23 protein-coding genes are annotated in these 22,449 nt (G+C 66.9%); 14 read left to right on the top strand and 9 right to left on the bottom strand.

Translation table 11 applies throughout. The annotated features are described in order from the left end of the window. Nucleotides 1–18 precede the first annotated feature (18 nt). From ACKY0X_RS18390 to ACKY0X_RS18375, 4 genes are all read left to right on the top strand, one after another. Nucleotides 19–813, top strand: coding sequence for a CbbQ/NirQ/NorQ/GpvN family protein (locus ACKY0X_RS18390; RefSeq protein ID WP_409427190.1), 795 nt, complete (start codon nucleotides 19–21; stop codon nucleotides 811–813). A gap of 14 nt (nucleotides 814–827) precedes the next feature. Continuing rightward, nucleotides 828–956 carry a hypothetical protein gene (locus ACKY0X_RS18385; protein ID WP_308484318.1) on the top strand — a complete coding sequence of 43 codons (129 nt, stop codon included), beginning with the start codon at nucleotides 828–830 and terminating at the stop codon, nucleotides 954–956. Between the two features lie 86 nt (nucleotides 957–1,042). Next, complete coding sequence (locus ACKY0X_RS18380) at nucleotides 1,043–1,648, top strand: hypothetical protein (RefSeq protein ID WP_409429692.1); 606 nt, start codon at nucleotides 1,043–1,045, stop codon at nucleotides 1,646–1,648. Nucleotides 1,649–1,663: 15 nt separating this feature from the next. Further along, nucleotides 1,664–2,047: a hypothetical protein gene (locus tag ACKY0X_RS18375; protein ID WP_409427189.1), complete on the top strand. Its 384-nt coding sequence runs from the start codon at nucleotides 1,664–1,666 to the stop codon at nucleotides 2,045–2,047. Between the two features lie 10 nt (nucleotides 2,048–2,057). On the opposite strand, the gene ACKY0X_RS18370 is transcribed toward ACKY0X_RS18375, so the two are convergent. From ACKY0X_RS18370 to ACKY0X_RS18335, 8 genes are read right to left on the bottom strand one after another with little or no spacing between them, the layout of a single operon-like run. Beyond that, complete coding sequence (locus tag ACKY0X_RS18370; RefSeq protein ID WP_409427188.1) at nucleotides 2,058–3,545, bottom strand: class I adenylate-forming enzyme family protein; 1,488 nt, start codon at nucleotides 3,543–3,545, stop codon at nucleotides 2,058–2,060. A 7-nt stretch (nucleotides 3,546–3,552) separates the two neighbouring features. Continuing rightward, nucleotides 3,553–4,374 carry a mycofactocin-coupled SDR family oxidoreductase gene (locus ACKY0X_RS18365; protein WP_409427187.1) on the bottom strand — a complete coding sequence of 274 codons (822 nt, stop codon included), beginning with the start codon at nucleotides 4,372–4,374 and terminating at the stop codon, nucleotides 3,553–3,555. Further along, complete coding sequence (locus tag ACKY0X_RS18360; protein ID WP_409427186.1) at nucleotides 4,371–5,921, bottom strand: class I adenylate-forming enzyme family protein; 1,551 nt, start codon at nucleotides 5,919–5,921, stop codon at nucleotides 4,371–4,373. Before ACKY0X_RS18360 ends, ACKY0X_RS18365 begins: the two co-directional genes overlap by 4 nt. Continuing rightward, nucleotides 5,914–7,440, bottom strand: coding sequence for a class I adenylate-forming enzyme family protein (locus ACKY0X_RS18355; protein ID WP_409427185.1), 1,527 nt, complete (start codon nucleotides 7,438–7,440; stop codon nucleotides 5,914–5,916). Before ACKY0X_RS18355 ends, ACKY0X_RS18360 begins: the two co-directional genes overlap by 8 nt. Continuing rightward, nucleotides 7,430–8,899: a class I adenylate-forming enzyme family protein gene (locus ACKY0X_RS18350; protein WP_409427184.1), complete on the bottom strand. Its 1,470-nt coding sequence runs from the start codon at nucleotides 8,897–8,899 to the stop codon at nucleotides 7,430–7,432. Before ACKY0X_RS18350 ends, ACKY0X_RS18355 begins: the two co-directional genes overlap by 11 nt. Beyond that, nucleotides 8,899–9,699 carry an enoyl-CoA hydratase/isomerase family protein gene (locus ACKY0X_RS18345; RefSeq protein ID WP_409427183.1) on the bottom strand — a complete coding sequence of 267 codons (801 nt, stop codon included), beginning with the start codon at nucleotides 9,697–9,699 and terminating at the stop codon, nucleotides 8,899–8,901. Before ACKY0X_RS18345 ends, ACKY0X_RS18350 begins: the two co-directional genes overlap by 1 nt. Then, the gene (locus ACKY0X_RS18340; RefSeq protein ID WP_409427182.1) at nucleotides 9,684–10,490 is read right to left on the bottom strand and encodes an enoyl-CoA hydratase/isomerase family protein; all 807 of its coding nucleotides are present in this window, start codon (nucleotides 10,488–10,490) and stop codon (nucleotides 9,684–9,686) included. The genes ACKY0X_RS18345 and ACKY0X_RS18340 overlap by 16 nt, the downstream gene beginning before the upstream one ends. Nucleotides 10,491–10,507: 17 nt before the next feature. Continuing rightward, on the bottom strand, nucleotides 10,508–11,287 hold the full coding sequence (locus ACKY0X_RS18335; protein WP_409429691.1) for an enoyl-CoA hydratase/isomerase family protein: 780 nt from the start codon (nucleotides 11,285–11,287) through the stop codon (nucleotides 10,508–10,510). 128 nt (nucleotides 11,288–11,415) lie between these two features. On the opposite strand from ACKY0X_RS18335, the gene ACKY0X_RS18330 reads away from it, so the two are divergent. The 3 genes from ACKY0X_RS18330 to ACKY0X_RS18320 are packed head-to-tail and all read left to right on the top strand — an operon-like array spanning nucleotide 11,416 to nucleotide 14,204. Next, nucleotides 11,416–12,108, top strand: coding sequence for a hypothetical protein (locus tag ACKY0X_RS18330; protein ID WP_409427181.1), 693 nt, complete (start codon nucleotides 11,416–11,418; stop codon nucleotides 12,106–12,108). After that, entirely contained in the window at nucleotides 12,105–13,013 is a 909-nt protein-coding gene (locus tag ACKY0X_RS18325; protein WP_409427180.1) for an enoyl-CoA hydratase/isomerase family protein, read from the top strand. The genes ACKY0X_RS18330 and ACKY0X_RS18325 overlap by 4 nt, the downstream gene beginning before the upstream one ends. Nucleotides 13,014–13,028: 15 nt before the next feature. Beyond that, nucleotides 13,029–14,204: a thiolase family protein gene (locus ACKY0X_RS18320; protein ID WP_065153093.1), complete on the top strand. Its 1,176-nt coding sequence runs from the start codon at nucleotides 13,029–13,031 to the stop codon at nucleotides 14,202–14,204. 7 nt (nucleotides 14,205–14,211) lie between these two features. On the opposite strand, the gene ACKY0X_RS18315 is transcribed toward ACKY0X_RS18320, so the two are convergent. Then, nucleotides 14,212–14,961, bottom strand: coding sequence for a TetR/AcrR family transcriptional regulator (locus ACKY0X_RS18315; protein ID WP_409427179.1), 750 nt, complete (start codon nucleotides 14,959–14,961; stop codon nucleotides 14,212–14,214). A gap of 166 nt (nucleotides 14,962–15,127) precedes the next feature. Between ACKY0X_RS18315 and ACKY0X_RS18310 the strand changes: the two genes are divergently transcribed. The 7 genes from ACKY0X_RS18310 (at nucleotide 15,128) to ACKY0X_RS18280 (ending at nucleotide 22,448) form a co-directional block, all read left to right on the top strand. Then, complete coding sequence (locus tag ACKY0X_RS18310) at nucleotides 15,128–15,889, top strand: crotonase/enoyl-CoA hydratase family protein (protein ID WP_065153095.1); 762 nt, start codon at nucleotides 15,128–15,130, stop codon at nucleotides 15,887–15,889. A 15-nt stretch (nucleotides 15,890–15,904) separates the two neighbouring features. Next, entirely contained in the window at nucleotides 15,905–16,711 is an 807-nt protein-coding gene (locus ACKY0X_RS18305) for an SDR family NAD(P)-dependent oxidoreductase (protein ID WP_409427178.1), read from the top strand. Nucleotides 16,712–16,846: 135 nt separating this feature from the next. Then, the gene (locus ACKY0X_RS18300; RefSeq protein ID WP_409427177.1) at nucleotides 16,847–17,641 is read left to right on the top strand and encodes an enoyl-CoA hydratase; all 795 of its coding nucleotides are present in this window, start codon (nucleotides 16,847–16,849) and stop codon (nucleotides 17,639–17,641) included. 14 nt (nucleotides 17,642–17,655) lie between these two features. Beyond that, nucleotides 17,656–18,906 (top strand): amidohydrolase family protein, encoded by a 1,251-nt coding sequence (locus tag ACKY0X_RS18295; RefSeq protein WP_409427176.1) that lies wholly within the window; start codon nucleotides 17,656–17,658, stop codon nucleotides 18,904–18,906. Nucleotides 18,907–18,908: 2 nt separating this feature from the next. Next, nucleotides 18,909–20,525, top strand: coding sequence for an acyl-CoA synthetase (locus ACKY0X_RS18290; protein WP_409427175.1), 1,617 nt, complete (start codon nucleotides 18,909–18,911; stop codon nucleotides 20,523–20,525). Next, nucleotides 20,522–21,376, top strand: a complete 855-nt coding sequence (locus tag ACKY0X_RS18285; RefSeq protein ID WP_409427174.1) for an amidohydrolase family protein — start codon at nucleotides 20,522–20,524, stop codon at nucleotides 21,374–21,376. The genes ACKY0X_RS18290 and ACKY0X_RS18285 overlap by 4 nt, the downstream gene beginning before the upstream one ends. 1 nt (nucleotide 21,377) lies before the next feature. Further along, a complete protein-coding gene (locus tag ACKY0X_RS18280; protein WP_409427173.1) occupies nucleotides 21,378–22,448 on the top strand; it encodes an acyl-CoA dehydrogenase family protein in 1,071 nt (356 codons plus the stop codon). The last annotated feature ends 1 nt before the right edge of the window (nucleotide 22,449 follow it).

Here is a 22,449-nt window from a genome sequence, read left to right as displayed (position 1 = left end):
CGACGTGCGAGGAGCCCGATGAGCAGCGATGTCTACTTCGCCAACGGCAACGAAGTGCAGTTGTTCGAGAGGGCCTACCTGCGCCGCATCCCGGTGATGCTCACCGGCCCGACCGGCTGCGGTAAGACCCGGCTCGTCGAACACATGGGCTTGCTGCTGGGCCGGCCGGTGATCACCATCAGTTGCCATGACGACCTGACCAGTTCGGATCTGGTGGGCCGCTTCCTGGTGGCCGGCGGTGACGTGGTGTGGACCGACGGGCCGCTGACCAAAGCCGTGCGGTCCGGGGCGATCTGCTACCTCGACGAAGTGGTGGAGGCACGGCATGACTCACTGGCCGTGCTGCACTCGCTGACCGATCACCGTCGCACCCTGTATCTGGATCGGGCCGGTGAAACCATCACGGCGCCAGACACCTTCATGCTGGTCTGCTCCTACAACCCCGCCTACCGGAGCTCGCTCAAAGAGCTGAAGCCTTCCTTTCGGCAGCGGTTCGCCACGCTGCCCATGCACTACCTGCCGCCGCAGCGCGAGGCACAGGTGATCGTGGCCGAGACCGGTATCGAACCGCAGATCGCCGATCGCCTGGTGCAGTGCGCCATCGCCCTGCGCACCGCCGACCAGGCTTTCCACTTCGAACCGCCCTCGACGCGCACCTTGGTCAACGCTGCGCAACTGGTCGCCGCCGGCGTCAGCGAGTCCGAGGCCGCCGAAGCGTGCATCCTGGCGCCGCTGACCACCGACGGCGGAATCCACGACGGCCTACGGGAAGTGGCCGCCAGCGTGCTCACCACCCAGACCGAGCGCCCCTAAGAAAGGAAGCGGACGTGGACCAGCAAGAACGTAACCGCAAGCGAGCATTGATCGTCTTTCAGGTCTTCATCTACGGCTATCTGGCCATCATGTTCGGCATCCAGCTGTACATGTCCTTCGCCCGGGGCTGGTGGCAACTGTGAGCGGGGCGGCCTCGGCGACAGACTTTGCCGCCCTCGAAGACCACGAGACGCAATCGCGTGCCGCCCAGCGTCGAGCCGACCGCTGGATGATTGCCGGCACAGCGTTGATGGGAATGTGGGTGCCCGGCTTCCTCGGTTTGCCGATCTTCCTGCGCGGGGTCTGGCTGCAACGCGAGGCCCAGCGTGCGGGTCTGGCGGTGCGGCCCATGATCGTGACCCTGATCGGATATCTGGTGCTGATCGACGGCATGCTCAACAGCCTGGGCTGGTCGCTGGACCTGGTCGCCAATCACACCCTGATCAACCGAGTACTGATGATCGGCTGGGGCCATATGTTCGACGCCGGCTATTTCTGGCACTACAACGAACTGTGGGTGGGAGGCGCCGCTGGGCCGGGTGAGAAATCCATGGTCTTCGGCATGATCCTCACGGTGTTCGCGATGCGCTGCGCCGCCGCGATCGGATTTCTGCAGATGAAGCGCTGGGGTCACCAGTGGATGATCGTCACCTGCTGGATGGGCGTACTCATCTGGATTCTCTACGTCTTCAACATGACCATGTACGCCGACGTGCGGTACGCCGGGGTGATCTTTCCGGTGATCGGCTGGTGGCTCTACGACATCTTCTACATCACACCGTTTTTGGCGATCCCGTACCTGCACACCGTCAACCGGGAAATCTTCTCCGACTGATAAAGGGGCACCACTATGGAAAGACCTGCCGCCGAAGGACTGCCGCCGGGGACCACCGCGTACTACGCGCGGATGCACACGTGGATCAAGCGCGCCACCCTGGTGTGCCTGGTGGCGCTCGTCATCGAGGGCGCATTCACCCTGCCGTTCATGGCGGTGTACTACGGGTATCCGACGCTGAGCCTCACCCAGATCTGCAGTGAGCTGCTGAAGACGCGGTTCTCCGACGACGCTTTGGAGTGCAAGTACCCTTACCCGCCGCTGGGTCCTCCGGAGGGCGCCGAGGGCAAGGACACCGCCAAGGACATCTGGGGTATCCAGCCTGTCCCGCAATACCACCGGCTCGGCTTCCGGGAGTTGGTTCGCATCCACGAAGAGCGGCTGGCCCACCAGAAGTAGGGATAGCGCATTACCGACTCCGGTGGTCAGCGCCGAACAATGCCGCGACATCGCCGGGCCGTACCTTCAATGCCGCGTTGCGTGGCAGCTCATCGACGATCGCAACGGCAACGGGCACATGATGGCTGGGCAGTGTCTCGCGCACCAGGCCGATGAGCTCATCGGCGGTCGGCGACGGAAAACCGTCTCGCAGTTCGACCGCGGCGGCCGGCACTTGGCCGAGCCGGGGATCGGGGATACCGACCACGCAGGCGTCGCGAACCGCCGGATGCGTGATGAGTACGGCACGCACCGTTTCCGGCAGGATCTTGAACCCGCCGCGATTGATCGCCCCGTCACCGCGGCCGTGCAGGGTGATGAAACCGTCGGAGTCCACCGACGCGATGTCGGTGGTGCGGATCCAGTCCGGACGCACCACGGCTATTCGGGCTTCCAGCAGGCCGCGCTCACCGACCGCGACCTCGTCGCCGCTGTCTGGATCGATGATGCGGACCTGCACGCCGGGCAGTGGCTTGCCGGAGCTGTCTGGCTTCGCCGCACCGTAGCGGCGGTAGAGCTCCGGTGTCCAGGCGCAGACGGATCCGGCGAACTCGGTTGCGCCGTAAGCCCACAGCAGGGGTATGCCGAAGCGAGACTCGAACTCTTCACGCAGCTGGGGCTCGAGCGGCCCGGAACCCCCGGGCAAGTACTCCAACGAGGCGAGGTCCTCCTTGGCGACGTCGGCGTCGAGCAGCATCCGCAGGATCGCGGGCTGCACACCCGTGCGCCTGATCCGGTAGGTCTTGACCGCGTGCACCCACGCGTCGACAGTGAACTTCTCCAGCAGTACGACCCGCTTGCGCAGGTACGGGCCGACCAGGAGTTGGCAGACCCCGATGCTGCCGAAAGGCCAGTACACCAGCTCCGGCGGGTCGTCGGGGAGCGGCGTTTGGCCGACCGTCATGGTCAACACGGTGTGCTGCAACGCCGATGTGTCGACCGGTACCCGTTTGGGCGGTCCGGTGGTGCCACTGCTGAGGATGTGCAGGCCGGGGCGGTGCTGTTGCGGCTCGGTCTGGTCATCGTCGAGCTGTCTTCGCCGGGTGAGCGCTTCGACGCCGAGGGGACGATCGGACAGCGCGATCGCGGCGGATCCGCGGGCGTCGGCAGCCTCGATCGCCACATCGCTCCAGTCCAGCCGGTCCGCCAGGATCGCCGGTAGCCGCAGCCCGGTGATGTCGCGTGCGATCGCCCGCGCGGATTGGTAGGAGTAGATCATCACGATCGGCCGTTCGGCGGCGATGAATCCCAGGATGACGGCGGCGTGGGGTACTCGGTTGCGCACCACCAGTCCGACCGGCTCGCCGGGACCGATTCCGGCCCGCCGCAGGTGATCTTCGACAGCAGTGATGTATCCGGTGATGTCGTCGCCGGAATACCAGTGCCGATCGAATTCGATACACGGTGCCGCGCCGTAGCTGGTCAAACTCGTAGACAGGGCCGCGCTGAACCGCTCCATGGCGTGCTCAGTACTGTGTGCAGCCCTGATCCACCGCAATCGCCGCGGCGGTGACCAGGTGCGAGTCGCCGCTGGCCAGCCAGCACACGGTGCCTGCGATGTCCTCCGGTTCGGCTACCCAGGTGGGCAGGAAGGGCGTGAGCATCTGGGACAGCTGGGGATTGGTCTCCATCGCCTGGCCCAGCGCGCTGACCATGTCGCCGGTGCCCATGTCGGTGTTGACCGGGCCGGGGTGCACGCTGTTGACCCGAATTGCGTGCTTGCCCAGTTCAGCGGCGAACGCGCGGGCCATTCCGGTGACGGCGTGCTTGCTGGCCGTGTAGTGGACCATGAACGGCTGCATCTTGATGCCGGCGGCCGAACTGATCAAGATGATCGAGCCGCCGCGCTTCCCGGCGATGATGTGCGGGGCTCCCGCCATCACGGTGTTCCAGGTGCCGGTCACGTTGATGTCCATGACATCGCGAAAGTCCTCCGGGGAGATGGCATCCCAGGCCTGCGGGGCAGCAACGCCGGCGTTGGCAACGATGATATCGAGGCGCCCGAGTTTGGCGACCCCATCGGCGACCGCCTCACGCAAGCCGTCGTAGTCGCGGGTGTCGACGATCGCGGAGACCATCCGCTGGCCGGTGGCCTGCACCCGTCGGGCGGTTTCGGCCAGATCCTCCGGACTTGCCGGGTGGTATGGCACGCAGTCGGGCAGTTTCCCGGCCACGTCCACCGCGATGATGTCTGCGCCCTCGCTCGCCATCCGTACCGCGTGGGCACGTCCCTGTCCTCGCGCCGCTCCGGTGACGAATGCCACCTTGTCGGCCAGTCGGCCTGTCATATCCGTTCCCTCCGTTGTTGGTTCACACCTGTGTCGGCGTAATACCCCGTGGTCAACATGTCTCGTACGCGCCGTTTGTCCACTTTGCCGGTCGGCCCGTGCGGGATGGCATCGGGCCCGGGGACCATCAGCCATACCGCCGGCACTTTGAAAGAGCTCAACAGGTCGCGGCATCGATCGCGCAGTCCTTCGATGCTCAGCCCGTCGCCGGCCACCATCGCTCCCACCCGGTTGCGTTCCCCGTCGGGCACGTTGGTGACGACCGCGGCCGCAACACCGGCGATGCTGCGCAGGGCCTTCTCGACTTCGCTGGGATAGACCGTGGCGCCGCTGACCTTGAACATGTCATCGGATCTGCCGTGGTAGAACAGGAATCCGTCGCGATCGAGGCGGCCCAGGTCGCCGGTGGGATAGAAGCCGTCGACGGTGAAGACCTCCTCGCGAGTGCGCCCGCAGATGCCGCGCAGCGTGTGCGGCCCGCGCAGCTGGATCGTCCCGACGGTGTCGGGAGGCACCGCAGCGCCGGTATCGGTGTCGACGATTCGAACCTCCATGCCGGCAAAGGGTTTACCGCAGCTGCCCCACGCCGAAGGCGGCAGGTCGGTGTCGGCGGCATAGCCACAGTAGGGCCCGAACGCTTCGGTCATCCCGAACAGGTTGGCTCGTGCCCCGGGCTCGGCGCGCAATCCCGGCGGTAGCAGTGCCTCCAGGCTGCCGGGCCGCAGCGCCGACAGGTCGGTGGCCCCGGCATGGCGTGCCAGTGCTTCGGCCTGGTCGGGCCAGCCACGGAACAACGTGACCCGCTCGGATTCCAACAGGCGCAAAGTGGTCTCGGGCTTCGGGATCTCCTCGGTGATCAAGGTCGCCCCGGCCAGCAGTGCCGAGAGCACGCCGCCACCGAAGCCGCCGACCCAGAAAAAGGGCATGGGCAGATACAGTCGGGTGTCCGCGTCGATGCAGCGGGCGGTCAGGCCGGAGGCGACCGCGCCCAGCGCGCTGCCGTGCGAATGCAGTACTCCCTTGGGTGGGCCGCTGCTGCCGGAGGTGAACATGATCAGCATCAGGTCGGCGGGAGTCACGGTTGCGGTCAGGGCGTCGATGATTCGAGTGGGTCCGGCTTCGGCGGCCGCGCCGGCCAACTGATCTGATGCCCAGATACGTTGCAGCGACGCAAGATCCCCGGGCAGGCCGTCGAGATAACGGCGGCCACGGAACTCCTCGACGCTGATCAGAAACTGCACCGAGGCAACACGCAGCTGCGCGGCCAGTTCCTGCGGTGTCAGCAGCGTGCTCAGGGGAACCAGTACCGCCCCGATCCGGGTCACGGCGACCGCGATGCGGACCCAGTCGACACCGTTGGGCATGATCAGCCCCACCCGGCTGCCCTTGCCGATACCAGCCTGCACGAGCACCGCGGCCAGCTCACGCGATGACACCTCGAGGTCGGAGTAGCTGAGCCGGTGGAGCGGGTCGATCACCGCCGGCTTGGCCGGATCGGCGGAGGCGCGCGAGCGCACCACGGTGTCGACAGTCAGAGCCTCAGGCATCGAGTACCTCCGCTAACCGTCGCAGATCGACTTTCCCACTGGACAGCAGCGGGATCTGGGCGGCGGGGACATAGCTGATCCGGCGCGGGATCTTGTAGGCGGACAGCTCGGCGGCAAGCCGCGCGCGTAACTGTCCCTCTTCGACATCGGTGTCGCCGGCCACGATGACCGCGGCCACCAGCTGACCCCGTCGCGGGTCGGGCACGGCGAACACATGCGCAACCGATCCGCCGGTGACCTTGGCGATGGCTCGCTCCACCTCGGCGGCAGACACATTGGCTCCCGCGGTCTTGATCACCCGGTCTTGCCGGCCCCGGTAGTAGAAGAAGCCGTCGGCGTCGGTGCGGACCAGATCACCGGTGTGAAACCACCCGTCGGCGTCGAAACACTCCTCCCGGCTGCGCTTGTAATAGCGCTGCATCAGGTAGGGGCCACGCACCCACAGTTCGCCGGACTCGACTCGGCACTCGAATCCGGGGGCCGGCACCCCGAAGCTGCCGCGCCGGTGTTCGGGCTGGTCGGTCTCGTCGCCGCTGAGCAGTACCACGCCGCCGGTCTCGGTCAGCCCGAGCATGTTGTGCCGCAGCTCGGGATCGGCCGGACGAACATCGGTCGCCATGATCGGGTAGAGGTTGCCACGGCGCAGGGTGGACACATCGCGTCCGGCGAAGCTCGGGTGCTGCGCAAGGGCGGCGATGCCGGCGACGAAACCATTGGTCAGCGTGGGCTTCTCGGCCTCCAGCAGGTCCAGCGTGGCAGCGGGGTCGGCGGAGTTGGAGCACAGCAGTGTCGATCCGGCCACCATCGTGGCCAGCAGCGCGAACGCGAACCCGCCGATCCAGAAGAACGGCGAGTTGCAGAACAGGATGTCGTCGGCGGTGAGTCGCCGGATCGCGTTGAGATTGCGTTGGTGGCCGATCAGGGCGGCATGGCTGTGCACCGCGCCCTTGGGCGTGCCGCTGGAGCCGGAGGTGTAGATGATCGCCAGCGCGTCGCCGCCGTCGACCCCGGATTCCAGGTTTTCCAAGCCTTCCAGGGTGTCCTGGTCGGTCGCTGCTTCCGAGCGTTCGGCATCGAACAGCACATGGCGCAGTTGCGGTGCGTGGACGCTGAACAGCGGTGCCGCGCCGTCGATATCGACATCGTCGAGGACCTCGGCCAACCGTGCCCGGTAGTCGTGCGATCGGTAGGATTCGGCGGCCAGCAGGATCTGCACGTCGCTGTGCACCAGTTGGTCACGCAGCTCGGGAGCAGTTGACAGGGTGGGGAAGGGCACCACCACCGCGCCGATCCGGCCGGCCGCGAGCATGCCGACCACAAACGCTGGGCCGTTGGGATACAACAACCCGATGTGGCTGCCCTTGCCGGCGCCCATTGCGACGAGCCGGCGGCCCAACGCCGCGGAGCGCAGCTCGGCGTCGGTGTAGCTGATCCGTTCGGTGTCGCAGATCAGCAGCGGGTGGGCGCCGCGGGTCCGCGCTTGGCTGCGCAGGATCTGCGGCAGGGTCTCAGTGGGCATGCTTGCCCGACATGCCGATCAGCTCCCGAACCGCGCCCAGGTCGGCCTTGCCCGACGGAGTGCGCGGGATGACGTCGACGATCGCGATCTCGGTGGGAATCTCATAACCGGCCAGCCGGCCGCGCAGAAATGCGGTCAGCATCCCGGCGTCGGCGACAGCTCCAGAACGCAGCTCGACCGCCGCCACCGGTGTCTGTCCCAGACGGTCGTCGGCACGGCCCACCACCGCCGCGCCTTTGACCGCCGGGTGTGCCTCCAGCGCGACCCGCACATCGTCGGGCAACACCTTGAATCCGCCGCGGATGATGGCCTGATCCGCCCGGCCCAGGATCCACAGGAAGCCGTCGGCGTCGATGCGGGCCAGGTCGGTGGTGCGCATCCAGTCCGCGGCGGGCCCCAGCTGGCCGGGCTTGACCTCGAGCAACCCGGACTGATCGGCGCCGAGCGGCGCGCCGTCGTCGTCAACGACGCGCAGTTGCGCGCCGAGGCTCGCCCGCCCGACACTGCCGCGTTTGTCCTGCCAGTACTGCTGATAATCGGCCAGGGTCCAGCCCGCCACACCGCCGCCGAATTCGGTTGCGGCGTAGGAGGTGAGCACCGGGATGCCGAACTTGGCGGTGAACGCGTCGGCGTCGTCGGCGGACAGCGGGGCAGTACCCGAGGTGACCGCACGGATCCCGGCCAGATCCTCGCGGCTCAGATTGGAATGCAGCACCGCGCGCAACGCGGCCGGCACCAACGAGACCGCGCGCGGCCGGCAGGTTCGTACCGCCTGGACCCAGCGCTGCAGCTCGAATCGCTCCAGCAGCACAAAGGGTCGTGCTTCGGCGATGCACTGCAACACCCGGTACACGCCTCCGATGTGCACCAGCGGCGCGTTGACGATCGCGATGCCGCGGCGCACCTCGGCCGGTGTGGGGAGATGCTCGGGGTCGGGGCCGATCACGCTGTGCGCCAGCATGTCGTAACGCAGGTCGACGCGCTTGGGTGGTCCGGTGGTTCCGCTGGTCAGCATCCACACCGCCACACCGGGGCGTCCGGGATCGGGGTTGGGCTCGCTGGCCGCGGCGATCTGTGGGTCTGCGGTGAGATCGGAGATCGTCACCAACGTGGTGTGCGGTGTCTCAGTGACCAGGGCGGCCAGATCATCGGCCTCCCCGATGATCACCGGCAGCTCCAGCGCAGCGATCTCGGAGCGGGTGCGGTCGTCGCCGCGCGACGGGTTGATCACCACCACACAGCCTCCGGCAAGCAAGACCCCGAGCAAGGCGGCCACCTGCGGGGGGCGGTTGCGCAGCAGGATCCCTACTCGTCCACCGGCCGGTGTCAGGTCCGCGATGCGCTGCGCCAGGGCTCCGAGTTGCGACCAGGAAGACCACCGGCCGTCGTACTGCAATGCCGGCGCCTCTGGCGCCAGATGAAGCACCTCGGCGATGCGCCGGCTCAGCGGATGCGTCATCAGCGGATCCGCGGCGGTGCGGCCGGGCGCGGCGCTAGCGTGTCGAGTTCGGCCTTGCCCAGTGGGTTGCCCAGTCTGGTGTAGATCAGGCCCTGGTCCAGGGCGGCGCGGTACGGCTTGTCCAGGGATTCCCAGATCGCCTTCACCGTGCCCTGGGTGGCCGACGGCGGCTTGGCCGCAATCGTGGCGGCAATCTCGTGTGCTCGCGTCCAGAGTTGTTCGCGCGACACGATTTCCGTTACCAGGCCGATGCGCAACGCGGTGTCGGCACTGACCCGCTCGTCGTTGCCCATCAACGCGATCCGCAGGGTTTCGCCCAACCCGATTCGACGCATCAGCCCGATCGGCTCGAGTGCGCAGACCAGTCCGGCGGAGACGTGGGAGTCGAAGAACGTGGCCTCGTCCGAGCAGATCACCACGTCTGCCTCGTTGATGAAGTAGAACGCACCCGCGGTGCACATGCCCTGCACGGCACAGATGACCGGCTTGAACATCTTCTGCCACTTGGGGCTCAGCAACTCGCCGGGATCTTCGTGGTTCCAGACGTTGTCGGGCTGGCCGTAGGAGGACTTGATGTCCAGTCCGGCGCTGAACGCCCGGTCCCCGGCGGCACGCAGCACGACGGCGTTGACCTCAGTATCAAGTTTGACGATCCGCCATGCCGCGGCCATCTCCTCGCACATGGTGCGGTCGAACGCGTTGAGCCGGTCCGGCCGGTTCAACGTGATGGTCGCGACGCGTGCGGTGCGGTCGAAGTCGAGCAGGACCGTGGTGAATTCGCCGCTCATCGGCACTGCCATTCCGGTGCGCGCTTCTCGACGAAGGCCCGCGGCCCCTCCAGTGAGTCCTGGGTGTGCAGGTTGCGCTCCCGGAACGACTCCGCGAGCATCTCCGCCTCGTGCAGTGGCAGATCCAGGCCCTTGAGGATCGCCAGCCGCGTTCCGCGTACCGCCAGCGGAGCGTTGGAGTTCAGCACGTCGGCGATCTCGTGTGCGCGGGTCAGCAATCGGTCGTGCTCCACCACCTCGCTGATCATTCCGAGGTCATAGGCGCGTTGGGCGTCCATGCGTTCGTGCTTGCCCATCATGGCCATCCGTAGCGCGATGGAGCGGGGTAGCACCCGGGCCAGCCGAACCACTTCGCGTCCGGCGACCAGGCCGATCGAGACGTGCGGGTCGAAGAACGTCGCGCGATCCGAGGCGATCACGATGTCACAGGTGGTCACCCAGTCCAGCCCTGCGCCGCAACAGATCCCGTTGATGGCTGCCAGCACCGGCTTGGCCATCGTCCGGAACGGGGGAGTGCCCTCCTGCGGCGCCTCCCACTGCTCGTAGGTGGACAGATAGGGGCGTTCATTGATCACCTTGCCGTCGCAGGGGATCTCCTTCACGTCGGCGCCGGTGCAGAACGCCCGCCCGGTGCCGGTGACGATGACCACCCACACCGCCTCGTCGCTCTCGGCCTCGGCATAGGCGGTCCGTAGTTCGGTGACCATGTGCGGGCTCAGCGCGTTGAGCGCCTCGGGGCGGTTCAGCGTGATGGTGGCGGTGTGCCCGCGCACGTCGTAGTCGATGGTGTCGAACGTCGGCATTGCCGTCTCTTTCCTTGTCAGCGGCCGGTGAATCCAGGTGGTCGCCGCTGTGCAAACGCGGCCAGGCCCTCTTTGAAATCTGCTGTACGGCAGCTGAGTTCAAGGTTGAACAGCTCCTGGGTCAGGGCTTGCGGCAACGTCGTGTGCTGTGCGTGATGCAGCGCCTGTTTTGTCAGGCCGATCGCTACCGTGGGTCCCTGCGCCAAGGCGGCTAGCAGCTCTTCGGTGGCCGAGTCCAGGTCCGCCGGCGCCACCGCCTGGTGGATCAGTCCCCAATCCTGCGCGGATGCGCCGCTGACCTGTTCGCCCAGCAGCAACATGCGTCTGGCCCGAGCCAGTCCCACCAGTCGTGGCAGCAGCCAGGTCGACCCCGAGTCGGGGCTGAAGCCGCGCGCTACGAACGGTTCCCAGAACACCGCGTCGGTGGCGGCCACCGTGAAGTCGGCGGCCAGCGCCAGGTTGCAGCCCAGGCCCACCGCCCAACCCCGGACGCTGCACACGACCGGCAACGCGATGGTCTGCAGCAGTTCGATCGCCCGGTGCGCGGCGTGCGGGACGCGGCGCACCAGATCGCCGGTGCGGGGTCGTTGGCCGCCGGCATTGGTGGCCACCCAGTCGGCGCCGGCGCAGAAATCATCGCCGGCGCCCCGGATATGGATGGCGCGCAGCGTGTCGTCGCTTGCCGCCTCGGTCAGGGTCGTGACCAGTGCATCGGTCATCGACGAGCTCAGGCTGTTTCGACGATCCGGGCGCGCCAGGGTCAGGCGGAGCAGCGTGCCGTCACGCTGCGCCGTCACTGTGCCATCGCGGGCGGAGCCGGGCCCGGAATCGGGGGAGTCGGCCACGGTGGTGTCCACCTTTCAACGCTATATCGTGATAGCTACAGTAGGCTATACGATTAGCGCGATTCGGCGGAGAAAGGCCTATGGCGGACGGTTCGGGGAACTCTGTGGTTTCGGCTGGCGATTCCGCCCGTTTCGGTGAGCTGCCGCTGGGGCAGACCGTCGCGGTGGCCGGTGCCATGCGGCGCCTGACCGGGCTGCTGCTCGCCTTGGAGCACCCGCATCCGGCGGTGGACGACATGCTGACGCAGTTCGCCGACTGGGAGCGGCGACTGGCTGGGGTCGCCCCGGTGGAGGCCATGCCCCGCCTGGAATCGGCCGACGGTCCGGACGGTCGGGTCTACCTGGCGCACGCATTCGACGTCGGATCGTTCAACCCCTGCTTTCCGGAATACCGGTTCGACCACCTCGATGGCGAGACCGCCTCGGGCACAGTCACCTTTCCGCTGCCCTACGAAGGTCCTCCGGGTCTGGTGCACGGCGGCTTTCTCGGGGTGTTCTTCGACTGCGTGACTCAACACCAGAACTGTGCGGCGGGCTCGGCCGGGCGTACCCGCTCACTGCTGGTCACCTACCGGCGCCCGACGCCGATCCTCACCGAGCTCGACTTCGACATCGTGCGAAGCGAGGTGGAGCGGGGTATCGCTTCCACCGCGCGGCTTCTCCACCGCGGCGAGCTGCTGTGTACCGGCGAGGTCACCACGGCGGCGCCGCCGCCGAACAAATTGAGTGCCATTCGCTTCGGCCGCAGACAAGATGAGGGGTCCCACCGATGAGCGCAGCCCAGACCGGCGACGACCGCGTGCTCTTCGATGTCGATCCCGACGGGCGCATCGCAACCATCACGCTGAACAATCCGGGCCGGCGCAATTCCTACGACGCCGCGATGCGCGACGCGGTCGCCCGTTGCCTGGACCGGGTCGCCGAGGACGACGATCTGGTCGTGGTGCTGCTTCGGGGCGCCGAAGGAGTTTTCAGCACCGGGGCCGACATGAACAACGCCTACGGCTGGTATGGCGAAGGCGGTGCGACTCCGCAGCCGGCGGCCAAGGGCAGGCCCAGTCAGCGACGCCGACTTGCCGTGGACCGCAAATCTTTCGGCTTCTACCACAACCTGATGGGCTTCCCCAAGGTCACCGTGGGTGAGATCAGCGGCTATGCGCTCGGCGGCGGTTTCGAGATGGCCCTGATGACCGACATCTCGGTGATCGCGCGGGACACCAAGATCGGCATGCCCGCGACGCGGTTTCTGGGCCCGGCGCTGGGCAGCCTGCACATGTTCTTCCATCGCCTCGGGCCGGTGCTGGCGCGGCGGCTGTTGTTGACCGGAGACATCATCGAGGCCGGCGCGGTCGAACACCTGGGTGTGTTCACCGAGACCTGCGATCCGGCGGCGGTGACCGCGCGGGCCCGATACTGGGCCTGCAAGGCCGCGAAGATGCCCGCCGACGGAGTCGTCATCGCCAAAGAGGCGTTTCGGCTCGTCGAGCAGAGCCAGGCGTATCAGGGCGAAGAGGTGGCCAGCTATCTGTTTCACGCCTATGGCACCAACCTGCAGTTCGCGCCGGGGGAGTTCAACTTCGTCAAGACCCGCGCGCAGCACGGAACCAAGGAGGCGTTCCGGCTGCGCGACGAGCACTTCCACGTCCCAGAGCCGGAGCTTTACAAAAACGCCGAATAATGTAAGGTCGGAAAAATGCCTACACCTGTCATCGTCGGCGCCGTTCGTACGGCCATCGGACGTTCGTTCAAGGGAACTCTGGTCAACACGCCCCCGGAGGCGCTGATCACCACGGTGCTGCCCGAGGTGGTGCGCCGGGCCGGCATCGAGCCGACCGAGATCGACGACATCATCTTCGCCGAATCCCACTACGGTGGCGGCGATCTGGCTCGCTACGCGGCCGCCGCGTGCGGCATGGAGTCGGTGCCCGGCCAGTCGGTCAACCGGCATTGCGCCGGCAGTCTGACCGCGATCGGCAACGCCTCCGCGCAGATCGGTTCCGGGATGGAGCGGGTGCTGATCGCCGGCGGCGTGCAGTCGCTGTCGATGACGCCGCTGACGAAGTGGCGGGTGCCCGGCCCCGAGGTGACGTTCGTCGAGCCCTGGATGCCGCCGACGCACCCGGAGACCCCGGACGCACCCACCCGCGACATGTCGATCACGGTCGGCTGGAACACCGCGCAGGCGGCGGGCATCACCCGCGAGGAGATGGACGCCTGGGCCGCGCGGTCGCATCAGCGGGCGATCGCCGCGATCGACGCCGGCAAGTTCTTGGACGAGATCATCCCGTTGAAGGTGGAACTGCCGGACGGATCGGTGACCGAGTTCAAGGTCGACGAGTTCCCGCGCCGCGAGACCACCGCGGAGAAGCTGGCGGCCCTGAAGGTGCTGCACCCCGAGATCGAGGGCTTCTCGATCACGGCCGGCAACAGCAGCGGCACCAACGACGCCGCGGCCGCGGTCGCCCTCGTCGACTCCGACTACGCCCGCGACAAGGGCCTGACCGTGATGGGCACCGTCAAAGCCTGGGGCTCGGTGGGTGTCGCACCGCGCGACACCGGGCTCGGCGGCGTCAAGGTGATCGGCAAGGTGCTGGAGCGGGCCGGGCTGTCCGTCGGCGACGTCGCGCTGTGGGAGATCAACGAGGCCTTCGCCTCGGTGCCGATCGCGGCGTGCAAGGAATACGGCATCGACGAAGAGCTGGTGAACTTCTCCGGCAGCGGCTGCAGCCTCGGCCACCCCATCGCCGCATCCGGTGCCCGGATGGTGACCACGCTGCTCTACGAACTGAAGCGGCGCGGCGGTGGCATCGGTGTGGCCGCCATGTGCGCCGGCGGTGGCCAGGGTGGCGCGGTGGTAATCGAGGTCTAGCCCGCCTCTAGCGTTTGGCCGAAGCCGGCGTGGCGCGACGCCGCGCCGGCTTGGCGTTCTGCTCGATCAGCCGCTCGGCGTGATCGAGGATGCAGTTGAGCCCGTATTCGAAGTTGGCGTCATCTGCCGCGCCGATTCGATGCCCCTGCCTGGTGGTCTCTGCCAGCAGCGGGGTCACGGCCGGGTCGATGACGAGGGCCTCCTCGAAATCGGACGGCCCCTCGGCATCCGATGCCCGGTTCTTCTCGTAGAGCCGCTGCAGCACCACCGACCCACGGATGTGTACCGAGACTGTCGAATAGGTGTCGAACGCATCCTGCGGCGACAAGCCGGCCTCCACCAGGCTGGCAATCGCCCGCTCCACTTCCTGGACGCCGAGCTGGGCGGCCCGCGGGCTCAACGCGGCCCGAATCAGGATGAGATCGCACAAGATCGGGTTGCCTAGAAACGTCGACCGCATGCTGTGTGCGTGATTGCTCAACGTCTGACGCCAGTCCTTGGCCTCCACGTACGGGGTGGCGAACGTGTACTGGCGCAGGGCCCGGGTGGTCATCGCATTGAGGAGGTCATCCTTTTTGCGGAAGTACCAGTAGATGCTCGTCACGCCGACGCCGAGATGCTTACCGAGCAACGGCATGCTCAGGTTGTCGACCCCGATCTGTTCGGCGAGTTCGAACGCGCCGTCGATGATGTCATCGGGGTTGATCGATCCGCGTTCGCGCCGTTGCCGTTTCTCGGCGACTGGCTGCTTTGCCACTGCGGGTACCTCCAGTTCTGGTCGACACGGCCGGATTCTTCGCTGTTAAACCTAGCCGTCAAACCTACCTGTGCCGCTCGCCTGCGCGGGGTAATGAGCTTCTCTTACCGTAAAGCCTATGGTAAGCATTTTGATATACCTTGTCACAACGCCTGAAGGGTGAGCCGTGTCAGAAGCGGTACTGCGTGAGCGTCGCGGACGGATTCTTGTCATCACGATCAATCGGCCGGAAGCGCGCAACGCGGCCAACAAGGCGGTCGCCGAGGGGTTGGCTGCGGCCTGCGACGAACTCGACGACACTGCCGAACTGTCGGTGGGGGTGCTGACCGGAGCCGGCGGCAATTTCTGTGCGGGAATGGATCTCAAGGCGTTCGCGGCCGGGGAGTTGGCGTACGTCCCGGGGCGTGGACTCGGCTTCACCGAGCGCCCGCCGCGCAAGCCGCTCATCTCCGCGGTCGAAGGGCATGCGGTGGCCGGCGGCACCGAGCTGGTCCTGGCCACCGACCTGGTGGTGGCCGCCAAGGACGCGAAATTCGGTATCCCGGAGGTCAAGCGGGGACTGGTAGCCGCCGGCGGTGGCCTGTTGCGGTTGCCGCACCGGATTCCGTATCAGAAGGCGCTCGAATTGGCTTTGACCGGTGAGAGTTTCACCGCCGAACAGGGCGCCCAGTGGGGATTCGTCAACGTGCTCACCGAGCCCGGCGAAGCGCTGGACGGAGCCATCGCCCTGGCCGAGCGGATCACCGCCAACGGCCCGCTGGCCGTCGCGGTGACCAAGGAGATCATGGTGAAGTCCGCCGGCTGGAGCCAGGATGAGATCTGGCAGAAGCAGGGCGAACTGATCGCGCCGGTGTTCACCTCCCACGACGCCAAGGAGGGTGCCATCGCGTTCGCCGAGAAGCGCGCCCCGAACTGGACCGGCGCCTGACACTGGTCTGCGGCCGTGGATCTGGGTTTGCGCAACGCGCGCGCCGTCGTCGTCGGTGGTGGCCGGGGGATGGGACTGGCCACCGCCCGTTGTCTGGCCGACGACGGGGCTCGGGTGGCGGTCATGGCGCGCTCGGCTGCCGACCTGGACCGCGCGTGTGACGACCTGAGGGGACGCGGCAGTCCGGAGGCGATCGGCATAGTCGCCGATGCCTGCGACGAGCAGCGGGTGCGCGAAGCCTTCGCCGAACTCGGGAGGCGCTGGGGCGGCGAACTCAACATCCTGATCAACGCGGCCGGCCCCGACGTGCAGGGCACCTTCGAGGATCTCACCGACGAGCAGTGGCGCCGGGCGATCGACCAGGGCGCGATGGGGATGGTGCATACCGTGCAGGCGGCGCTGCCGTTGCTGCGCAAGGCCGAATGGGCCCGGATCGTCAATTTCTCGGCGCAGTCGACGCAGCGCCAAAGCACAGTCCTGGTTGCCTATACCGCGGCCAAGGCGATGGTGAACAGCATCTCGAAGAACCTGGCGCTGCTGCTGGCGCCCGAGGAGATTCTGGTCAACGTGGTCTCGCCCGGAAGCGTCGCCTCCGAGGCGCTGGTCGGCTGGGCTCGCTCGGTCGGTGTGGACGACTCGGACGGGGTGGATCCATACCGGCTGATGGAGGCCATCACCGAGCATTTCGGCCACCCGGCGCAGCTGCCACGGGCGGGCCTGCCGGACGAAGTGGGCGCGGTCGCAGCCTTTCTGGCCTCCCGTCGCAACGCCTACATGACCGGCGCCAACGTCAACGTTGACGGCGGCTCGGATTTCACCTGATCAGCAGACCCGAATTTGCTCCTGACCTGCGTGCATAGTGGCTTAAGGCAGGAACCTCGGAGGTTGCGGAATGCGCTACCGAAAGGTATACAGTAAGAACTATCAGGTTGCTTCGAAGCGGAGGTTGCGGGGTCGATGACCGCGGTGCTCTACGACGTGCGTGACGGCGTCGGGCTGATCACCTTCAACCGTCCGGAGCGGCTCAACTCCTGGGGCCCCGATATCGCCGCCGGTTTCTACGCCGCCATCGATGGTGCCGAGGCGGATCCCGCGGTGCGGGCGATCGTGGTGACCGGTAGCGGCCGGGGATTCTGCGCCGGTGCGGATCTGGGTGGCGGCACTCAAACGGGTCCCGACGCCGTCGACGCATCCGGCACCGACGTGTCCCAACTGGTCGGGGACCGTCCCCCGCATTTCCTGACCGAACTGCGCAAACCCGTGATCGCGGCGATCAACGGCTCCTGCGTCGGGATCGGTCTGACGCACGCCCTGATGTGCGACGTCCGATTCGCCGCCGCCGGAGCCAAATTCGCCACCGCTTTCACCCGGCGCGGACTGATCGCCGAACACGGGATCACCTGGATTCTTCCGCGCTTGGCCGGCTGGGGCGCGGCGATGGACCTGCTGCTGTCCGGGCGCACCTTCTTCGCCGAGGAAGCCCGCGAGTTCGGTCTGGTCAACCACGTCGTGGCACCCGAGCTGCTGCTGGAACGCGCCGTGGACTACGCCGCCGACGTCGCCGCGAACTGCTCACCGGCATCGCTGGCGGTGATCAAGGCGCAGGCCTACGGCGACGCGCTCGACGACGTCGCCGCGGTGAGCGCGCGCGCCGAAACCCTGATGTACCAATCGTTGGCGCGCCCCGACCTCATCGAGGGCATCACGAGCTTCTTCGAGAAACGCCCCCCGAACTTCCCGCCCCTGTCTTGAGAAAGGTTGAGCGCATGACTGCCGCACCTGAACGGCTCCCGTACCTGGCCGTCGACGTCGACAACCACTACTACGAGCCGCTGGACGCATTCACTCGACACCTGCCCAAGGAATTCCGCAGCCGCGGTGTGCAGATGGTGCAGGACGGCAATCGCACCCTGGCGGTGTTCGGCGGGGTCGTCAACCACTTCATCCCGAACCCGAACTTCGATCCGATCATCGAACCGGGCTGCCTGGATCTGCTGTTCCGCGGCGAGATCCCCGAAGGCGTGGACCCGGCGTCGTTGATGAAGCTCGACCGGCTCTCCGAGCATCCCGAATACCAGAACCGCGACGCCCGCGTGCAGGTGCTCGACCGGCAGCGGCTGGAGACGGTGTTCATGCTGCCGACATTCGCCTGTGGTGTGGAGGAGGGACTCAAGCACGACATCCCCGCCACCATTGCTTCGGTGCACGCGTTCAACCTGTGGCTCGACGAGGACTGGGGCTTCGACCGTCCCGACGGCCGCGTGGTATCCGCACCGATCATCTCGCTGGCCGATCCCGAAAAGGCGGTCGAGGAAGTCGAATTCGTGATCGGTCGCGGCGCCAAGCTGGTGTGTGTGCGCCCGGCGCCGGTACCCGGCGAGGTTAGGGCCCGGTCCCTCGGTGACCCCGTGCACGACCCGGTGTGGGCGCGCCTTGCCGAGGCGGGCGTCGCGGTCGTCTTCCACCTGTCCGACTCCGGTTACATGGCGATCCCGGCGTTGTGGGGCGGCAGCGGTGTGTTCAAGGGATTCGGGAAGCGCGACCCGCTGGACATGGTGATCATGGACGATCGCGCGATCCACGACACCATCGCCTCGATGATCGTGCACCAGGTGTTCACCCGTCACCCCAAGCTCAAGGTGGTCAGCATCGAGAATGGCTCCTACTTCGTCTACCGGCTGATCAAGCGGTTGAAGAAGTCGGCCAACAACGCGCCCTACCACTACAAGGAAGATCCGATCGAGCAGCTGCGCAACAACGTCTGGATTGCCCCCTACTACGAGGACGACGTGAAGCTGCTGGCCGACACCATCGGCGTCGACAAGATCCTGTTCGGTTCGGACTGGCCGCACGGTGAGGGCCTGGCCGACCCGACCACCTTCACCGCCGACATCCCGCAGTTCCCCGAGTTCAGCGCGGAAGATACTCGAATGGTAATGCGGGACAACGCATTGACTCTGCTAGGTGATCCGAACCGCGCCGCGCCGGGCGTCGCCCACCTGACAGCTTCGGTCTGACGGTGGGCGAATGGACCCTGGGCGCGGTCCTCGACGCGATCGCCGAGGCCGTGCCCGACCGGGCCATGACCATCTGCGGGGACAGGCGAAGCACGTTCGCGCAATCCGCGGAGCGGGCCCGCCTGCTGGCCAACTACCTGGCCGGACGCGGGCTCGGGGTCCAGCGCGAGCGTTCGGAGTTGCGCAACTGGGAGTGCGGCCAGGACCGCGTCGCGCTGCTCATGCACAACGACCTGTACCCCGACATGGTGATCGGCTGTCTCAAGGCCCGCACGGTCCCGGTCAACGTCAACCACTACTACACCCCGGCCGAAGCCGGCGAGCTGCTCGACTATCTGCGTCCCCGAGCCGTGATCTACCACGCCAGTCTGGAGGCGAAATTCGTTGACACGCTCCGCGAATCCGGCGCCGAGCTGTTGATCCGGATCGACGACGGCGCCACCGACGGACTCGGGCTCGACGCGGTATCGCTGGACGATGCCCTGGCGCAGGGCGATACCGATCAGGCGGTGACGCCGTCCCCGGACGATCTGCTGATGATCTGCACCGGGGGAACCACCGGGCGCCCGAAGGGCGTGCTGTGGCGACAAAGCGACATCTACGTGTCATCGATGGTCGGTGACGACCACGCCTGTGCGGCGGAGATCCACCAGAAGGTGCAGTACGCCGGTGCGCCCTGGTTCGCGCTCTCGCCGCTGATGCACGCCGCCGGACTGTGGACCGCGTTCTCGGCGATCCTGAGCGGCCAGACGGTGATCCTCAATGACACCCGCACCAGATTCGATCCCCGTTCGGTGCTGGAAACCGCCGCACGGGAGAAGGTCGGCTTGATGACCATGGTGGGCGACGCCTACGCCGCGCCACTGGTCGCCGAACTGCGCAGGGGCCCCTATGACCTGCCTTCTTTGCACTCGATCGGAACCGGCGGTGCCGCAACCAATCCGAAGTACCAGGCGGCGCTGCTGGAACTGCTCCCGCAGATCACCCTGATCAACGGGTACGGCTCCTCGGAGACCGGCAATCTGGGCTTCGGGCGCAGCCAGCGCAACGCTCGGCGTGACACCTTCGACCTGCGGACCGGGGGATCGGTGGTGTCGCAGGACCGTACCCGGTTTTTGGAACCCGGTGATCCCGAGGTGGGTTGGGTGGTGCGGACCGGCCGGATCCCGCTCGGATACTTCGACGACGCCGACGCGACACAGCGCACCTTCGGTGAGATCGGCGGTCAGCGCATGGTGATCTCGGGCGATCGCGCCAGCATCGAGAAAGACGGCACACTGCGGTTGTTCGGCCGCGACTCCCTGGTGGTCAACACCGGCGGGGAGAAGGTGTTCGTCGAGGAGGTCGAGGACGTGCTGCGCGCTCACCCGGCGGTGACCGACGCGCTGGTGGTGGGCCGTCCGAGCGAGCGCTGGGGTGAAGAGCTGGTGGCGTTGGTTGTCCCGCTGGCGGATTCGGGCGCTACCGACGAGCAGTTGGACGCACACTGCCGATCGGTGCTGGCGGGCTTCAAAGTACCCAAGGCGTTCGTCACGGTGGCGCAGGTGCGCCGGCTGGGCAATGGCAAGGCCGACTACCGCTGGGCTAAACGTCAGGTGAATGAGGTGAGTACGGCATGAGCGAGCAGTCACAAGTCATCGATTGTCTGGTGAACGTGCACTTCGGCGAGAACGAGCAGCCGTCCTGGATGGTCAGAACGCGCGATGACTACTTCAAGGGACCCGAGTCGATGTTCGCGCCGGCCGACATGTCGGCGCTGCTCGACGAGATGGACGCCCACGGCGTGGCCAAGGCCGTCTTGATGGACAACCTGGTCAAACCGTCGGTGACCGCGCGAAAGTTCGTGGAAGCCAGGCCAGACCGGTTCGCGCTGGCAATGGGCGGCATGAACCTGCTGCGCCCGGTGGCCGCGCTTCGGGAGTTGAGTGCCGTCGCGGGCGACCTGCCGGTGGTCTACGCCGTTGTGGGGCCCAGCTTCTGGGGCGATGGCCAGTATCCGCCGAGCGACGCGGTTTACTACCCGCTGTACGCCAAGTGCGCCGAGCTGGATCTGCCGCTGTGCGTCAACACCGGAATTCCGGGGCCACCGATCCCGGGGGAGGTGCAACACCCGATCCACCTGGACCGGGTCTGCGTGCGGTTCCCCGAACTGCGGCTGTGCATGATCCACGGCGCCGACCCCTGGTGGGACGTGGCGATCCGGATGCTGATCAAATATCGCAACCTACGGCTGATGACCTCGGCTTGGTCGCCGAAACGACTGCCGGAAACCCTGCTGCACTTCATGCGCACCCGAGGCGCCGGCAAGGTCCTCTTCGCCTCGGACTGGCCGGTGCTGCGGATGGACCGGGTGGTGCCCGAGGCGCGCGCCCTGGACCTGCCACCCGACGTGCTCGACAAGTACCTCTACCGCAATGCCGCCGACTTCTTCTTCGCCGAACGCGGCGCCGTACCCGAACAGGAGAGCTGAGATGGATCGTTTCGAACTGCGCCGGTTGGACTACAGCCTGACCGAAGACCACGTTGCGTTGCAAGCTGCGTACAAACAGTTCTTCACCACGCACTGCGGAATCGAAACGGTTCGTGCCGCAGAGGAATCCGGTTTCGACAAGAACTTGTGGGAGCGGCTGTGTGCGATGGGCGCCACCACCATGGCGTTGCCGGAACCGGTCGGCGGCGACGGCGCCACGCTGGTCGATCTTGCGCTGGTCGCCGAGGAGATCGGTCGCTCGCTGGCGCCGGTTCCCTGGATCGACCAGGTCTGCGCCGCGCGCCTGCTGGGCCGCCTCGGTGGGTTATCGCCGGACGCCGACGACACCTCCGACATCGTCAGCGGGAATCGACTGATTGCGTTCGACCCGCACCAGGAGGCCACGGCCGGCCCCCGGCTGCTGCCGACCGGCTCGATCGCCGACACGATCATCGTCCGTGACGGGGATGCGGTGGTGCGACTCTCGTTCGCCACCCGGCCGGTTCGGGTCGACAACATCGGCCGGTTGCCGATGTCCTGGGTCGACCCGGCGGACGCCGACGCGGCGACCGTGCTGGCCAGTGGTCCTGAGGCGTTGGCGGAATATCAGCGGGCGCTGGATGAATGGCGGCTGCTGACGGCCTCCGCGCTGGTCGGGATGGTGGAGCAGACCATGACCATCGCCGCGGAGTTCGCCAAGACCCGATACACCCTGGGTGTGCCGATCGGAACCCTGCAGGCGATCTCGCATCCGTTGGCGAATATGGCGATCACGGTCGCCTCCGGGCGCAACCTGGCTTACCGCGCCGGATGGTTCATGGACAACGAGCCCGAGGAGCGTCCGGAGCTGGCGGCCTCGGCCTTCGTGTTCATGGCAGAGGAAGCCGCCAAGGCCGCCACCATGGCGGTGCACATTCAGGGCGGTCTGGGTGTGTCAGCCGAAGCCGCGGCCACCGCTTATCTGGTCCGGGCTCGCGGCTGGCCCCTGGCCGGGGGTGACCCCGGAGCCACCGCCTGCCGCATAGGCGACATCATCGCCGCCCGCGAAACCGCCACCCGCGCAGCCGAATAGG

Source organism: Mycobacterium sp. SMC-11 (assembly GCF_046250095.1).
GTDB classification, from domain to species: domain Bacteria; phylum Actinomycetota; class Actinomycetes; order Mycobacteriales; family Mycobacteriaceae; genus Mycobacterium; species Mycobacterium heraklionense_A.
Note: the sequence above shows the minus strand (reverse complement) of the source record. Positions and strands in the feature narration are given on the sequence as shown.

Bases quoted from the DNA above. Each gene is read 5' to 3' on its own strand.
- ACKY0X_RS18365 (WP_409427187.1), bottom strand. From the start codon at position 4,374: ATGACAGGCCGACTGGCCGACAAGGTGGCATTCGTCACCGGAGCGGCG.
- ACKY0X_RS18340 (WP_409427182.1), bottom strand. From the start codon at position 10,490: ATGCCGACGTTCGACACCATCGACTACGACGTGCGCGGGCACACCGCC.
- ACKY0X_RS18360 (WP_409427186.1), bottom strand. From the start codon at position 5,921: ATGCCTGAGGCTCTGACTGTCGACACCGTGGTGCGCTCGCGCGCCTCC.
- ACKY0X_RS18350 (WP_409427184.1), bottom strand. From the start codon at position 8,899: ATGACGCATCCGCTGAGCCGGCGCATCGCCGAGGTGCTTCATCTGGCG.
- ACKY0X_RS18285 (WP_409427174.1), top strand. From the start codon at position 20,522: ATGAGCGAGCAGTCACAAGTCATCGATTGTCTGGTGAACGTGCACTTC.
- ACKY0X_RS18375 (WP_409427189.1), top strand. From the start codon at position 1,664: ATGGAAAGACCTGCCGCCGAAGGACTGCCGCCGGGGACCACCGCGTAC.
- ACKY0X_RS18320 (WP_065153093.1), top strand. From the start codon at position 13,029: ATGCCTACACCTGTCATCGTCGGCGCCGTTCGTACGGCCATCGGACGT.
- ACKY0X_RS18295 (WP_409427176.1), top strand. From the start codon at position 17,656: ATGACTGCCGCACCTGAACGGCTCCCGTACCTGGCCGTCGACGTCGAC.
- ACKY0X_RS18330 (WP_409427181.1), top strand. From the start codon at position 11,416: ATGGCGGACGGTTCGGGGAACTCTGTGGTTTCGGCTGGCGATTCCGCC.
- ACKY0X_RS18345 (WP_409427183.1), bottom strand. From the start codon at position 9,699: ATGGCAGTGCCGATGAGCGGCGAATTCACCACGGTCCTGCTCGACTTC.
- ACKY0X_RS18280 (WP_409427173.1), top strand. From the start codon at position 21,378: ATGGATCGTTTCGAACTGCGCCGGTTGGACTACAGCCTGACCGAAGAC.
- ACKY0X_RS18325 (WP_409427180.1), top strand. From the start codon at position 12,105: ATGAGCGCAGCCCAGACCGGCGACGACCGCGTGCTCTTCGATGTCGAT.
- ACKY0X_RS18300 (WP_409427177.1), top strand. From the start codon at position 16,847: ATGACCGCGGTGCTCTACGACGTGCGTGACGGCGTCGGGCTGATCACC.
- ACKY0X_RS18370 (WP_409427188.1), bottom strand. From the start codon at position 3,545: ATGGAGCGGTTCAGCGCGGCCCTGTCTACGAGTTTGACCAGCTACGGC.
- ACKY0X_RS18380 (WP_409429692.1), top strand. From the start codon at position 1,043: ATGATTGCCGGCACAGCGTTGATGGGAATGTGGGTGCCCGGCTTCCTC.
- ACKY0X_RS18355 (WP_409427185.1), bottom strand. From the start codon at position 7,440: ATGCCCACTGAGACCCTGCCGCAGATCCTGCGCAGCCAAGCGCGGACC.
- ACKY0X_RS18390 (WP_409427190.1), top strand. From the start codon at position 19: ATGAGCAGCGATGTCTACTTCGCCAACGGCAACGAAGTGCAGTTGTTC.